The sequence below is a fragment of the Chromobacterium sp. W521 genome (genome assembly GCF_052805975.1).
In genome coordinates this window covers 235427-249407 of the sequence record NZ_JBRBAF010000001.1, presented here as the reverse complement: position 1 = coordinate 249407, position 13981 = coordinate 235427, and the positions used below count along the sequence as shown (strand labels likewise).

Below are 13981 nucleotides of genomic sequence, written 5' to 3'. Positions count from 1 at the left end.
GCATTCGCTTTCTCAGTCTTTTCGCCTTAGCTCGCGAGATCGCAGGCTCGTTCTGAGCCGCGGCTCAGGCGCGCCTCGGATGCTGAGCGGAACGCAAATAAAAAAGGAGCCAACAGGCTCCTTTTTTATTTTTGCGCAAGCGGTCAGGGCTGGGCGACGTCGTCTTCCGGTATCACCACTGGCGGAGGCGTGAAGCCATTTATTTCTCGGGCGTTTTTTTCCAGTAGCAGCACAATGCTGGTGTTGAGCGCGCCGAAGGCCCAGCTAATCAGGAAAAACACCGAGTAGGCCGAGAGCTTGTCGTTGAAGAGGATTTTGCCGTGCAGACTGAGCTCGGCAGGGTCGAAAATGGAAAAGAATACCCCAGTCGCCAAGATGGCGATGATGAAGGAGGGCCAGAACAGCAAGATGCCTTTTTTCATGAGTCATGCTCCTGTGGCTGCCGCAACGGAATGCTTGGGTGGCTAATGTCAGGGTAATGGCCGGGCGTCGCGCTGTCAAAACGCTGCGGCGACGGATGGCGGCCCGGAGAACGGCTCTCCATGTTAGACTGTGGCCATCCGGTTTTTCTTGTCCAGCCGGCCAGGGCGCGCGCTTTTGGCCGGTTGTTGCGTAAAGTAATGGAGCCTTGCATGACCTCTTCGATCTTCTCCGCCGTAGAACTGGCGCCGCGCGACCCTATCCTGGGCCTGAACGAAGCATTCAACGCCGATACCCGCACCACTAAGGTGAATCTGGGCGTCGGCGTGTATTCCGACGACAACGGCAAGATCCCGCTGCTGGCGGCGGTGAAGGCCGCGGAGAAGGCTCGTCTTGAAACCATGCCGCCGCGCGGCTACCAGCCGATCGAAGGCGCTCAGGCTTACGACAGCGCGGTGCAGAACCTGTTGTTCGGCGCGGACAGCGAGTTGATCAAGGCAGGGCAGGTGGTGACCGCTCAGGCCTTGGGCGGCACAGGCGCCTTGAAAATCGGCGCGGACTTTCTGAAGCGCCTGAATCCGGCGGCCAAGGTCTACATCAGCAACCCGAGCTGGGAAAACCACCGCGCGCTGTTTGAGTCCGCTGGCTTCGAAGTGGAAAACTACCCGTATTACGACGCGGCCACCCGCGGCGTCGATTTCGACGGCATGCGCGCTTTCCTCGCGCAGCTGCCGGCCGGTTCCGTGATTGTGCTGCACGCCTGCTGCCACAACCCCACCGGCGCCGACCTGTCTGACGCGCAATGGGCCGAGGTGGTGCAAGTTTGCCGCGAACGCGGCCTGGTTCCCTTCCTGGATATGGCCTACCAGGGCTTTGCCGACGGCATCGACGCCGACGCCGTGGCCGTGCGCCTGTTCTCGGCCTCCGGCCTGCAGTTCTTCGTGTCCAGCTCCTTCTCCAAGAGCTTCTCGTTGTATGGCGAGCGCGTGGGCGCTTTGTCCATCGTCACCGCCGGCAAGGAAGAGTCCGCGCGCGTGCTGTCCCAACTGAAGCGTGTGATCCGCACCAACTATTCCAACCCGCCGATTCACGGCGGCGCGGTGGTGGCCGCGGTGCTGTCCAATCCGGAACTGCGCCAGCTGTGGGAAGACGAGCTGGCCGGCATGCGCGATCGCATTCGCGCGATGCGCGTTGGCTTGGTCGAGGCGATCAAGGCCGAAGGCGTGGCTCAGGACTTCTCCTTTGTCGCCCAGCAGCGCGGCATGTTCTCTTATACCGGCCTGAGCGCGGCTCAGGTGGAGCGCCTGCGCGCCGACTTCGGCATCTACGCCGTATCCACCGGCCGCATCTGCCTGGCGGCGTTGAACAGCAAGAACCTGGCCTATGTGGCTTCCGCCATCGCTCAGGTGGTGAAAGCGGGCTAAGCCTGGCCGGTTTTGTTATCAAGCATCGCCAAAGCCCCGCCTGTCGGGGCTTTTTTTCAATCGGCCGATCGCCGGCCGTAGTCAAGGAGCAGATTCATGCAATTGCACAGCCGCAGCTTTCAAGACGGGGAACGCATTCCGGGCCGCCTGGCCTTCTGCGTGCCGGACGCGGGCAGCCATGTGGCGCTGTCCGACAACCTCAACCCGCATCTGACCTGGAGCGGGGCGCCGGCGGGGACGCGCTCGTATGCGTTGGTCTGCCATGATCCGGACGTGCCGTCGCGCGGAGACGACGTCAATCAGGAGGGGAGGGAGGTGCCGGCGGATCTGCCGCGAGTGGACTTCTACCACTGGCTGCTATTGGATATCCCCGCAGGACAGAACGAGATCGCCGAGGGCGGCCACAGCGCGGGTGTGGTCGCGCGCGGCAAGAGCGGCCCGGGAGCCCCGGGCGGTTTGCGTCACGGCGTCAATGACTACACCGGCTGGTTCGCCGGGGATGCGGCGATGGCGGGGGACTATTACGGTTACGATGGTCCCTGCCCGCCGTGGAACGACAGCCTGGAGCATCGCTACGTCTTCACCGTATACGCTTTGGACGTGGCCAGCCTGCCGGTGGCCGGGGCGCTGACGCCGGCCAACATCATGGCGGCCATCGACGGCCATGTGCTCGCATCGGCAAGCCTGACCGGGCGCTATACGCTGAATCCGCGTTTGCCGTAACCGTTCCGCAATGTAAGTAAGTGGCAAAAAGGACAGTTTGTCTCTCTCCCAACGCAGAGGCTTCTGGCAAGGGATTGCAGTGAGCCAATGAAATGCAGCATGATGTTGCGGCGTTTACCGTCTCCGCGGCTGATTTGCTTAGGCGGCCGCGTCCATGCGGCGCTTTGAACCGCGGCCGGCCAAAAGCGGCAAACGATAACAACATCAAAGGGGATTAACTGTCATGGTTGCAAACACTGTTAAAGACAAGCTGCCGGCCGCCGTGTTGGCGACGGGGGCTTTTGACGCGGACGATGCCGATGTGCGCAACAATCTGGGGCTGATGGGTTTGTTGGATGTGAATTCGGGCGATGGCCGTTATCGCCTGACCGCAACGCTGGAGCCGGAGGTTGAAGGCGTGGACGATGTTCAAGCCTGGGTCTTGGAAATGGAGCTTGTGACTTTGGCCACTGGGCAGGTTTTGCGTTGCAAACAGGCCGGCGTCGCCTACGCCGGACCGACGCCGGGCAGCCATCTGCGCCGCCTATTGGCCAACGGCCAACTGCAGGGGTACTTGCAACTGGCCGCCTAGCCCGATTTCGCCGTCAGCAGGAATTAAGCCGCCGCGTCACGCTGCGGCTTAATTTTTTTCACTTACGGGCATTCATCGTCTACGAGCGCCTGCCGCGAACACTATAAAAAACGGTACAATCGCCGCAGTCGGGCCGACATTGGATTTGGGCTCGGCCGTTAATTTTCGACATCGTCAGAGGTTGTGAACTGTGTGGTTTGTGCTGTGTGTGCTGCTGTTGATGCTAGGTGCGCTGGCTTGGCTGGTGTATACCGGCCGTGTCGTCTTGTCCGAATGGACCCAAAAGCTGGATCGCTTGTTGGGCATGTCGCCGTCGGAGCGCCATGAGCCGGACTACTTCGCTGAAGAGGCCGACGCCGGATTGAGCGCAGCGGAGTCCCGAACCGGGCAGCGAACCGAACCGGCGGCGTCCCGCGAAGCGGCTCCCGCCGCCGAGCCGGAGCCGGCAAGACCCGCCGCGCCGCAGCCTTCCCCGGAGCGTGAAGCGCCTTTGGCCATGCCCGAGCGTGAAACCATCGTGTTGCCGAAACGACAGACTGCGCCGCCTCAAGCCAAGCCTGAGTTGCCTACGCTGGAACTGTCTCGAGAATATCGCAAGCGCGTGCGGCAGCCGTCGGCGGATCAGCCGCAGGCCAAGGAACTGCCAGTGATTGGCTTGCATGAGCTGCAGCATAATTTGCAGTCGGACTATCGCCGCCGTCAGGCCTCCCGGGTACTGACGCAGAGCATCAAGGAGCAGGGCGCGTCCGCCTTGCCGATGATTGAGCCCAGCGAGGTGCGCGAGCAGTTGCGCCATATTCATTCCAAGCGCGGCAAAAGCATGGCCGCATCCCTTCCGGCAGCCATCCGTCCGCTGACTGTCAAGCCGCAGGAAGAGGCGGAGCCGCAAATCGTGCCGCCCCCGGTGGTGCGGCATGAGTTGCCAGCCAGCGCGCGGCCGGCTCAACACGGCTGGTTGGCGCCAGCGAGGCCGTCAGCGCCGCCGGCCGAGCCGGAAGTCGTCGCCGCTGTCGAGATGCCCGACATGCTTGCAGAGATGTCTGTGGAACTTGAGGCGGCTGCGAGCGCGCCGGATGCGACGCGCCCGGAGCCAGAGGCGTTTGTCGAACCCGTGTTCGACGCGCGGCCGGGGCCTGAAGTCGCCGCTGTGGTGGATTTGCCCGCGCCAAGGCCTACGACGCCCGACACCGCTGTTTTGGCCGAGGTGCAGACGCCCCCACCCGAGCCGCCGCCGGCTGTCGTGGCCGCAAGGACGCCAGATCCGGTTTTTGCCGAGGCGGATGCGCCGCGCGCTGCCGAGCCGGCGCCGTGGCGCTGGCCGCAGACCCGTTCGGTACTGGTGCAGGACGAAGAAAAGCCGGCCGTGGTACAGCGCGAGAGCGTGCCGGCGGAGCCGCCGTCGGTGGCTGCCGCGGCGCAGCAACTGGCCGCCAAGCCACTGCCTTGGGTTTTGATCGAGCCCCCCGTCGCCGCGGCGCCGGATGAGGCGCCGGCGGAGAAGGCGCTGCCTTGCGACGCAGCACCTGAGTCCGGCAGTTGGGCGCAACAGGCGCAGCAGCAGGTGGAGCTGGCGGCCGAGCCGGCGCCGCCCAAGCCGCGGCCGGTATACGATGATTACGGCTTGCCGGGGCTGGATTTGCTACGCCCGGCGGACGAGGCGACGGTGACTTGCTCGGAAGAGGAACTGCTGGAACGCGGCATCGTCATCGAGGAGAAACTGGCCGAGTTCAAGGTCAAGGTCAGCGTGGTGGACGCCTACGCCGGCCCAGTGATCACCCGCTACGAAGTGGAGCCGGCGGTAGGCGTGCGCGGCAACCAAGTGGTCAATCTAATGAAAGATTTGTCGCGCGCGCTGGGCCTGGCGGCGATCCGGGTAGTGGAAACCATACCCGGCAAGACTTGCATGGGTTTGGAGCTGCCCAATCCCAAGCGTCAGATGATCCGCTTGTCCGAGATATTCTCCTCCGAGGTATTCCAGCAACCGCGATCGCGTCTGACTCTGGCGCTGGGAAAGGACATTACCGGCCAACCGGTGGCGATGGACTTGGCCAAGGCGCCGCATCTACTGGTGGCCGGCACCACCGGCTCGGGCAAATCGGTGGGCGTCAACGCCATGATTCTGTCCATGCTTTACAAGGCGCGGCCGGACGAAGTGCGTTTCATCATGATAGATCCCAAAATGCTGGAGCTGTCGGTGTACAACGACATCCCTCACTTGCTGGCGCCCGTGGTGACTGATATGAAACTGGCCGCCAACGCGCTGAATTGGTGCGTGGGCGAGATGGAGCGCCGTTACCGGCTGATGAGCGCGCTGGGTGTGCGTAATCTGGCCGGCTACAACGACAAGGTGCGCGAGGCCGAGGCCGTGGGTCAGCGCATCAGCAATCCGTTCAGCTTGACGCCGGAAACGCCGGAGCCCTTGGAGGCGCTGCCCTTCATTGTGGTGGTGGTGGACGAGTTCGCCGACTTGATGATGGTGGCCGGCAAGAAGATCGAGGAGTTGATCGCGCGTTTGGCGCAGAAGGCGCGCGCGGCCGGCATCCACTTGATCCTGGCGACTCAGCGGCCGTCGGTGGATGTGATCACCGGCCTGATCAAGGCCAATATCCCGACGCGGATCGCCTTCCAAGTGTCCAGCAAGGTGGACAGCCGCACCATTCTGGATCAGATGGGGGCGGAAAGCTTGCTGGGTCAGGGCGATATGCTGTTCCTGCCGCCGGGCACCGGCTACCCGCAGCGCGTGCACGGCGCCTTCGTCACCGACGACGAAGTGCATGCCGTCGTCGAGCATCTGAAGCAGTTTGGCGAGCCGGATTATGTGGAAGGGTTGCTGACCGGCGAGAGCGAGGCGGAGGAGGAGTCAGCCGCCGCCACGGCGAAGGCGCAGGCGGCCAGCGAGAGTGATCCGTTGTACGACGAGGCGGTTGAAATCGTGATGCGCACTCGCAAGCCGTCGATTTCCTCTGTGCAGCGCCACCTGCGCATAGGTTATAACCGCGCAGCGCGCCTGATTGAGGAAATGGAGGCCGCGGGCATCGTCAGCCCGATGGAAAGCAACGGCAACCGGACGGTGCTGGTGCCGCAGCGCGAGCTGTGAAAATCTCCGTGCGATCATAATGAAAAAGCGCGCCGGTTGCGGCGCGCTTTTTCCTTTCTTCTGCTTTGGGCGGGGGTCAGCGACGGCGCTGGTCCTGATCGTTGCGGATGCGGATCGGAGCCAGTTGGTCCTGGTCTTCCACCGGGCCGCTCAACATCTTGGCGACGACGACCACAGCGGCGATGAGGGCGAATAAAAGCAAAATTTCCATGGCATGGCTCCCCGAGGCTTGAGTACGAAGTATTGATGATGACGATTGCCGGCGAACAAGCCTGGAAGCAAACTCGTCTATGGCGGCCCCCTGTGATTTCATTCTGGAACACAAGCCGCCGCAAGCTCAAGTAATAATTTGTGTCGGAAAGTTAAAATTCAAGGCGCGCTGCGCTTTAGCGCGCGCATGGCCTGATCAATGCCCTGCAGTGTCAGCCCGTACATGCGCCCGGACATCAGCTGACGCAGCATGTGCAGCGACTGGGTGTACTCCCAGTGCGCCTCCGGCACCGGGTTGAGCCAGGCGGCGTGTTTGAAGTGGCCGAGCAGGCGGCGCAGCCAGATTTCGCCGGCTTCCTGGTTCATGTGTTCGACGCTGCCGCCGGGGTAGCTGATTTCATAAGGGCTCATGGTGGCGTCGCCGACGATGATCAGCTTGTAATCGGAGCCGAAAGTGTGGATCAAGTCCCAAGTGGGGAAGGTCTGGGTGTGGCGGCGGGCGTTGTCCTTCCACACGGCTTCGTAGACGCAGTTGTGGAAATAGAAATACTCCAGATGCTTGAACTCGGACTTCACCGCCGAGAACAGCTCCTCGCAGGCCTTGACGTGATCGTCCATCGAGCCGCCGATGTCGAACAGCACCAGTACTTTGACCGCGTTGCGCAGCTCGCGCTGCATGCGCAGGTCCAACATGCCGGCCTTGCCGGCGGTGGCGGCGATGGTGGCGTCCAGATCCAGCACTTCCTCTGCGCCGTCGCGGGCGAATTCGCGCAGCCGGCGCAGCGCGATCTTGAGATTGCGGGTGCCCAGTTCGACCGAGTCGTCGAAATTGCGGAATTCGCGTTGATCCCATACCTTCACCGCGCGACGATGGCGCGATTCGTGCTGACCGATGCGAATGCCGGCTGGATTGTAGCCGAAGGCGCCGAAGGGGCTGGTGCCGCCGGTGCCTATCCATTTATTGCCGCCCTGGTGTCGCTCCTGCTGTTCTTGCAGCCGCTGGCGCAGGGTGTCCATCAATTGCTCCCAGCCCAGCATTTCCAGCCGGCGCTTGTCTTCTTCTGACAAGTGCTTTTCCACCTGTTTGCGCAGCCAGTCCTCCGGAATGCCTGTTTTCAGCTCGTCCAGTGTCTGCGACAGGTCTTTGAAATGCTTGCCGAACACCTGGTCGAAGCGGTCGAAGTGTTTTTCATCCTTGATGAGCGTGGTGCGCGCCAGATAGTAGAACGCGTCCACGTCGCCAAAGGCGACGCGCTTTTGCAACGCTTCCAGCAAGGTGAGGAATTCTTTCAGCGTGACCGGCAGGCCGGCGTCGCGCAGGGCGTAAAAAAAATCAATCAACATGGCGCGGCAAGAGGGTGACAGCGTGGGTGGGCGATGATATTCTTGTTTTAGAGCTACGGCTCTAAACAATCGTTCGGATACTGCTATCCTAGGGATAATACAATGAATGCCGCCGCCATGCCCATTTGCCGGGATGATCTTCTGCAAGCGGAGTTTTCCCGCCTGCATCGCCTCAGTCGGACCTCCGCGTTTCCGCCGCTGGAGCTTCGCCAGGATTGGCTCAAATGCCTGGAGAGCATGTTGCAGGAGAACCGCCAGGCTTTCGTCGACGCGATCAGTCAAGACTTTGGTCATCGCAGCGCGGTGGAAACCAGGCTGGCCGAGTTGTTCCCCTCGCTGGAGGCCATACGTTACGCGCGCCGACGGCTGCGCCGCTGGATGCGGCCGGAGCGACGCGGAGTGTCGCTGTGGTTCCAGCCGGCCGGCAATAGCGTGATGCCGCAGCCCTTGGGCGTCATCGGCGTGGTGGTGCCATGGAACTATCCCTTGTTCTTGGCGCTAGGGCCGGTGGTGTCCGCGTTGGCGGCGGGCAACCGGGTCATGGTGAAGATGTCGGAATACACGCCGGCCACCGGCGCGCTGCTGCAGCGCCTGACCGAGCGCTATCTGGGGCCTGATGTAATCGCTGTGGTCAATGGAGACGCCCAACTGGCGCAGGATTTCACCCGGCTGCCATTCGACCATTTGTTCTTTACCGGCTCGACTTCGGTGGGCCGTCACGTGATGCGCGCGGCGGCGGAGAACCTGACGCCGGTGACGCTGGAGCTGGGCGGAAAATCGCCGGTGATCGTCGCCAGGGGCGCCGATTTACGCCACGCGGCGGAGGCCATCGTCGCCGGAAAGATGTTGAACGCCGGCCAGACCTGCGTGGCGCCGGACTATGTGCTGGTCAACGACAAGGACCGAGAGGCCTTGCTGGAAGAGTTGCGCCGCGCGGCGCGCCGGGCGTACCCAAGTTTGGCGGACAATCCCGATTACAGCGCCATCATCAACGAGCGCCATTGCCAGCGTCTGCTGCAATGGCTGGAAGAGGCGAGCGCGGCCGGTGCCGAGGTGGAGCAGATTAACCCGGCGGCGGAAGACTGGCGGCCCAGCCGCAAATTCCCGCTCACCCTGGTGCTGGGCTGCCCGCAGGACGCGACCCTGCTGCGGGAGGAGATTTTCGGGCCGATTCTGCCGGTACTGAGTTACGACAAGTTCGACGAGGCGTTGGCCTACGTCAACGCGCGGCCGCGGCCGCTGGCCTTGTATTTATTCGACAACGATGCGCTGCGCATCGAGAAGACCTTGCGCGAAACCGTATCGGGCGGGGTGGCGATCAACGATATCGCTCTGCAGGTGGTGCAGGAGGACCTGCCTTTCGGTGGGGTCGGTCCGTCCGGCATGGGGCATTGCCACGCCAAGGAGGGCTTCATGGCGTTTTCCAAGCTCAAGCCGGTGTTCCGGCAAAGCCGCTGGGCCGGCACCGCCTTGACGCGCGCGCCTTACGGGGCCGGCGTGGAGAGGTTGTTGAAATGGATGTTGCGCTGAGATGCCGAGCCGTCGTCAGTTGCTCAAAACCGGTCTAGGCGGCGCCGTGGCTTTGGCGCTGGCCACCTTGCTGGCCTCGCCGCAGCCGGAAGGCCCGGCGGAGGGTTGGGTCGCGTCCTTGAAATTACGCGCTCTGACGCCGCTGGACGCGCAGTTGTTGGCGGCGATCGCCCCGGCCGTCTTGGGCCCGGGCGTCGCACCGCCAGAGGACGTGGTGCGCGGGGTGGATCGCGCGGTGGCCGGCTTGCCGCCCGCCATGCGGGCTGAGCTGCGTCAGTTGCTGGACCTGCTTGGCAACCCTTGGGGACGGCGCTGGATCGCCGGCGTGGCCACGCCGTGGAGGCAAGCGTCGGCGGAGGACGTCGCCGCCTTTCTGCAGCGCTGGCGAGGCAGCGCGTTTCCCTTGTTGCGTAGTGGTTACCAGGCCTTGCACCAATTGCTGAACGCGGCCTGGTACGGCAATCCGGCTAGCTGGCCGGCACTGGGCTATCGGCAGCCGGCGGCGGTGATGGAGATGCTGCCGTGAGCCGCGCGACGATACCCGACCCGGTGGCGGCCGGCGTCGCCGCGGGCTGGAAGGCGCAGGACGGCGCGACCTTGCCTGATCTGGAACTGCGGGCGGATGTCGTGATTGTCGGCAGCGGGGCCGGCGGGGGCATGGCGGCCGAGCAATTGGCCGCGGCCGGGCTGGATGTATTGCTACTGGAAGAAGGTGGTTTGTACAGCTCGCGAGACTTCCGCCTGCTGGAAGCCAAGGCCTATCCTGAGCTGTATCAGGAGTCCGCCTGTCGTAAAACAGCGGACAAGGGGATTTCCATCTTGCAGGGAAAAGCTGTTGGGGGGAGCACTGTGGTGAACTGGACCAGCTCCTTCCGCACGCCGCCGGACACCTTGAACTGGTGGCGGGAGCGGCACCGGCTGGGCGGCGTCAGCGAGGAGACGATGCGGCCGTGGTTCGAGCAGGCCGAGGCGAGGCTGGGCATCGCCGACTGGCTGCCGGATCCGAATCCCAATAACGCGGTGCTGGCCCGCGGTTGCGAGGCTTTGGGCATTGCCTACAAGCGCATCCGCCGCAATGTGCGCGGTTGCTGGAATCTGGGCTATTGCGGCATGGGCTGTCCCACCAACGCCAAACAGTCGATGCTGGTGACGGCGATACCCGCCGCGCTGGAACACGGCGCCAGGCTGATCAGCCGCGCGCGGGTTGACCGCTTGCGCGCCAATGCCGGCAGGACTCGGCTGGAGGGGCTGGAAGGACGCTTTCTGGCGGCGGACGGGGTGAGCGAAACCGGACGCCGTTTCAAGGTGACGGCGGCTCAGGTGGTGCTGGCCGCCGGCGCCATCGGTTCGCCGGCCATCCTGCTGCGCAGCGGCCTGATCGATCCCGGAGGTCATACCGGGACACGGACCTTTCTACACCCCGTGCTGCTGTCCGCGGCGCTGATGCCTGAGCCGGTAGAGCCGTTCAACGGCGCGCCGCAGACGGTGTACAGCGACCACTTCATGCATGAGCACGCTTTGGACGGCCCTTTGGGATACAAGCTGGAAGTGCCGCCCATCCATCCCTTGCTGGCCAGCATCACTTTCCCGGGTTTCGGCGCGGCGCAGTCGGCTTTGCTGCGTCGCTTGCCGCATCTGCACGCGACGCTGGCCTTGTTGCGGGATGGTTTCCACTCGGAAAGCCGCGGCGGCCAGGTGCGTTTGCGCGGCGACGGTTCGCCGGAGCTGGACTACCCCTTGAACGAGGTGGTGTGGGAGGGCGCGCGCCGTGCCTGGTTGAGCATGGCCGAGATTCAGTTCGCGGCCGGCGCGCGGCAGGTGCTGACGGTGCACGAGCAGGCCGGCCTGGCCCGTAGCTGGAGCGAGGCTAGGACAACGATAGCGGGGCTGGCGCTCAAGCCCTTGCTGGCCAAGGTGGTCAGCGCTCATGTGATGGGTGGGCTGGCGATGTCGGGCGACGCGGATTCCGGGGTGGTGGACGAGTGGGGACGGCATTGGCAGCTGGGCAATCTGACCGTGGTGGACGGCTCCGTGTTTCCCAGCAGCGTCGGCGCCAATCCGCAGTTGTCCGTTTACGCTTTCGCGCTGCGTTCAGTGGCGGCGCTATTGCAACGCATGCGGGGTGCGGGGGGCTGAGGCAAGAAAAAAGGGACCGCGAGGTCCCTTTTTGCAGGTCGCTGCCAGGCAGCGGCGAATCAGGCGAAGTTTTTGGCGACGAAGTCCCAGTTCACCAGCTTCCAGAAGCTGTCCATATAGTTCGGGCGGCTGTTGCGGTAATCGATATAATACGCGTGCTCCCACACATCACAGGTCAGCAGCGGCTTCTTGTCGGTGGTCAGCGGGGTGGCGGCGTTGCTGGTGGATACCAGGTCCAGCGAGCCGTCGGTGTTCTTCACCAGCCAGGCCCAGCCGGAGCCGAAAGTGCCAATGGCGGTTTGGGTGAAGGCCTTCTTGAATTCGTCGTAGGAACCCCATTTGGCGTTGATGGCGTCGGCCAGCGCGCCGGTGGGCTTGCGCTCTTCGCCGGCGTTGGGGGCGAAGCCCAGCCAGTAAAAGGTGTGGTTCCATACCTGGGCCGCGTTGTTGAAGATGCCGCCGGAGGATTTCTTCACGATCTCTTCCAGGGAGGCGTTTTCGAACTCGGTGCCCTTGATCAGGTTGTTCAGGTTGGTGATGTAGGTCTGATGATGCTTGCCGTAGTGGAATTCCAGGGTTTCCTTGGAAATGTGCGGGGCAAGCGCGTCCAGCGCGTACGGCAGTTCCGGCAGTTTGTGTTCCATTATGCTCTCCTTGTTGAGAAAGTAAGCCGCATAAGCGGATGCTTTAGCCGCAAGTTTACTGGATTAAGCCGTTGGTCGCCAATAGTTGACTAAAAAAGTAAAGTAAGGATGAACGCCATTGCAGTATGATGTTATTGTCATCGGGGCCGGCGCCGCCGGCCTGATGTGCGCGGCCACGGCCGGCCAGCGCGGCCGGCGCGTATTGTTGCTGGACCACGCGCGCAAGCTGGCGGAGAAGATTCGCATTTCCGGCGGCGGCCGCTGCAATTTCACTAATCTCCACGCCCGTTTCGACTGTTATCTGTCCGCCAATCCCCATTTCTGCCGCTCGGCGCTGGCGCAGTACACGCCTCAGGATTTCATCGCCATGGTGGAGCGCCACGGTATCGGCTATCACGAGAAGAAGCTGGGGCAGCTGTTCTGTGACGACGGCAGTGAGCGCATCATCGCGATGCTGGACGAAGAGTGTCGGCTGGGCGGGGTGGACAGACGCATGGAAACGCAGATTCTGAAAGTGAGTCGAGAAGCGGACGGCTTCGTCTTGGACACCGGCGCCGGCTGTTTCCGAGCGGCCTCGCTGGTGGTGGCCACCGGCGGTTTGTCGATTCCGCAGATCGGCGCGACGCCGTTCGGCTACCAGCTGGCCGAGCAGTTCGGCCTGGAACTGACGCCTCTGACGCCGGCCCTGGTGCCGCTGACCTTCCACGTGGAGGATGCGGAAGCGTTCGCGCCGCTGGCCGGCGTGTCGCTGGAGGTGGAGGCGCGGGCCGGCAAGGGTCGTTTCCGCGAGAACGTGTTGTTCACTCACAAGGGCGTGTCCGGGCCGGCCATCCTGCAAGTGTCGTCTTATTGGCAGCCTGGCATGACCCTTGAGCTGGATTTGCTGCCGGATGCGGACGCGGCCTCTTGGCTGGAACAAAAGGCCGGCAGCGAGCAATTGATTTCCAACGCGCTGGCCGAGTTCGGCTGGCCCAAGCGCTTCGCCGAGGCCTGGCTGGAGCGCGAGGGATGCAATAAGCGGCTGAAGGATTTATCGCCCAAGCAGCGCCTGCAGTTGGCGGAGCGGTTGCACGGCTGGCGCGTCAAGCCTAACGGCACTCAGGGCTACAAAAAGGCCGAGGTAACGCTGGGCGGGGTGTCTACCAAAGCCTTGTCGTCCAAGACCATGATGGCCAACGCGGTGCCCGGCCTGTTCTTCATTGGCGAAGTCGTCGATGTCACCGGCTGGCTGGGCGGCTACAATTTCCAGTGGGCCTGGTCGTCGGGCTATGTGGCCGGGATGCATTGCTGACTTAGAGTGGCTGATAAACCCCTGATGCTGCGCTGCGCCGACTTGCCTACGGTACATGAGCATTTCGAAGCAGTTTTCAACGCCGTATCGCCGACGCGCAGCGGATCGTAAACAGGTTCTTAGTCCGCCGCCAGAAACCACACGTTCTGGATCTTGCCGTCAATGATTTCATAAACGGCCGCCACCTCCGAAGGGCTGCTCGGCAACGCCGCTGACGCGTTCGTGGTCGATCACCTTGTTGCCGAACTCGATGCGTTTGACCAGCTCCGCGTGCAAGCCGGGCAGGGTGAAGCGTTGGGTGGCGTAGAAGTCGCCCAGAGCGGCTTTGCCGCGCAGGCTGGGCTCCGCGCCGGGCAGCCGGTACACCGTCACGTCGTCGGCGTACACGGCGAGAAAGCCTTCCAGCTGGCGTTGGTTGTAGGCGTCGAGTTGCTGTTGGACGAGGGCGGCGGGCGTCATGATTGCTCCTGTGGAATGAGCTTTCGATGCTGGGGCCGCGCGGGGGGCTTGTCAACGCATGCTCAGCCAGCGACGGTTTCGGGTTAAAATCCGGTTTTTGCCTGATCCAGGCTTGCTTTATTCGCGCGGCTA

At 63.2% G+C, this 13981-nt stretch carries 13 protein-coding genes; 8 read left to right on the top strand and 5 right to left on the bottom strand.

Going from position 1 to position 13981, the window contains the following annotated elements; genetic code table 11:
* Nucleotides 1-143: 143 nt before the first annotated feature.
* The gene (locus tag ACUXV1_RS01240) at nt 144-422 is read right to left on the bottom strand and encodes a hypothetical protein (RefSeq protein WP_043631460.1); all 279 of its coding nucleotides are present in this window, start codon (nt 420-422) and stop codon (nt 144-146) included.
* Between the two features lie 222 nt (nt 423-644).
* Here ACUXV1_RS01240 and ACUXV1_RS01235 point away from each other — a divergent pair, with 222 nt between their 5' ends.
* The 4 genes from ACUXV1_RS01235 to ACUXV1_RS01220 all read left to right on the top strand — a co-directional run bounded on the left by ACUXV1_RS01235 (nt 645) and on the right by ACUXV1_RS01220 (nt 6235).
* Nucleotides 645-1844: an amino acid aminotransferase gene (locus tag ACUXV1_RS01235; protein WP_275888035.1), complete on the top strand. Its 1200-nt coding sequence runs from the start codon at nt 645-647 to the stop codon at nt 1842-1844.
* Between the two features lie 96 nt (nt 1845-1940).
* Nucleotides 1941-2567 carry a YbhB/YbcL family Raf kinase inhibitor-like protein gene (locus ACUXV1_RS01230; RefSeq protein ID WP_446014308.1) on the top strand — a complete coding sequence of 209 codons (627 nt, stop codon included), beginning with the start codon at nt 1941-1943 and terminating at the stop codon, nt 2565-2567.
* Between the two features lie 223 nt (nt 2568-2790).
* Nucleotides 2791-3138, top strand: coding sequence for a hypothetical protein (locus tag ACUXV1_RS01225; protein WP_043631470.1), 348 nt, complete (start codon nt 2791-2793; stop codon nt 3136-3138).
* 190 nt (nt 3139-3328) lie between these two features.
* Nucleotides 3329-6235, top strand: coding sequence for a DNA translocase FtsK (locus ACUXV1_RS01220; RefSeq protein ID WP_446014309.1), 2907 nt, complete (start codon nt 3329-3331; stop codon nt 6233-6235).
* 76 nt (nt 6236-6311) lie between these two features.
* On the opposite strand, the gene ACUXV1_RS01215 is transcribed toward ACUXV1_RS01220, so the two are convergent.
* On the bottom strand, nt 6312-6446 hold the full coding sequence (locus ACUXV1_RS01215) for a hypothetical protein (RefSeq protein ID WP_019100128.1): 135 nt from the start codon (nt 6444-6446) through the stop codon (nt 6312-6314).
* A gap of 158 nt (nt 6447-6604) precedes the next feature.
* Nucleotides 6605-7789: a vWA domain-containing protein gene (locus ACUXV1_RS01210; protein WP_446014310.1), complete on the bottom strand. Its 1185-nt coding sequence runs from the start codon at nt 7787-7789 to the stop codon at nt 6605-6607.
* Between the two features lie 102 nt (nt 7790-7891).
* Here ACUXV1_RS01210 and ACUXV1_RS01205 point away from each other — a divergent pair, with 102 nt between their 5' ends.
* Genes ACUXV1_RS01205 through ACUXV1_RS01195 form a run of 3 tightly spaced genes read left to right on the top strand, consistent with a single transcriptional unit; the run spans nt 7892 to nt 11455 of the window.
* Nucleotides 7892-9319, top strand: coding sequence for a coniferyl aldehyde dehydrogenase (locus ACUXV1_RS01205; protein ID WP_118267819.1), 1428 nt, complete (start codon nt 7892-7894; stop codon nt 9317-9319).
* A gap of 1 nt (nt 9320) precedes the next feature.
* The gene (locus ACUXV1_RS01200) at nt 9321-9845 is read left to right on the top strand and encodes a hypothetical protein (RefSeq protein WP_019100125.1); all 525 of its coding nucleotides are present in this window, start codon (nt 9321-9323) and stop codon (nt 9843-9845) included.
* Nucleotides 9842-11455 carry a GMC family oxidoreductase gene (locus ACUXV1_RS01195; RefSeq protein WP_325097011.1) on the top strand — a complete coding sequence of 538 codons (1614 nt, stop codon included), beginning with the start codon at nt 9842-9844 and terminating at the stop codon, nt 11453-11455. The genes ACUXV1_RS01200 and ACUXV1_RS01195 overlap by 4 nt, the downstream gene beginning before the upstream one ends.
* Nucleotides 11456-11514: 59 nt before the next feature.
* Here ACUXV1_RS01195 and ACUXV1_RS01190 read toward each other — a convergent pair whose 3' ends face one another.
* Entirely contained in the window at nt 11515-12099 is a 585-nt protein-coding gene (locus ACUXV1_RS01190; RefSeq protein WP_019100123.1) for a superoxide dismutase, read from the bottom strand.
* A gap of 118 nt (nt 12100-12217) precedes the next feature.
* Here ACUXV1_RS01190 and ACUXV1_RS01185 point away from each other — a divergent pair, with 118 nt between their 5' ends.
* Nucleotides 12218-13390 carry an NAD(P)/FAD-dependent oxidoreductase gene (locus tag ACUXV1_RS01185; protein ID WP_043590534.1) on the top strand — a complete coding sequence of 391 codons (1173 nt, stop codon included), beginning with the start codon at nt 12218-12220 and terminating at the stop codon, nt 13388-13390.
* A 168-nt stretch (nt 13391-13558) separates the two neighbouring features.
* Here the strand turns inward: ACUXV1_RS01185 and ACUXV1_RS01180 are convergent, their stop codons facing one another.
* A complete protein-coding gene (locus ACUXV1_RS01180) occupies nt 13559-13849 on the bottom strand; it encodes a nuclear transport factor 2 family protein (RefSeq protein ID WP_446014311.1) in 291 nt (96 codons plus the stop codon).
* Nucleotides 13850-13981 lie beyond the last annotated feature (132 nt).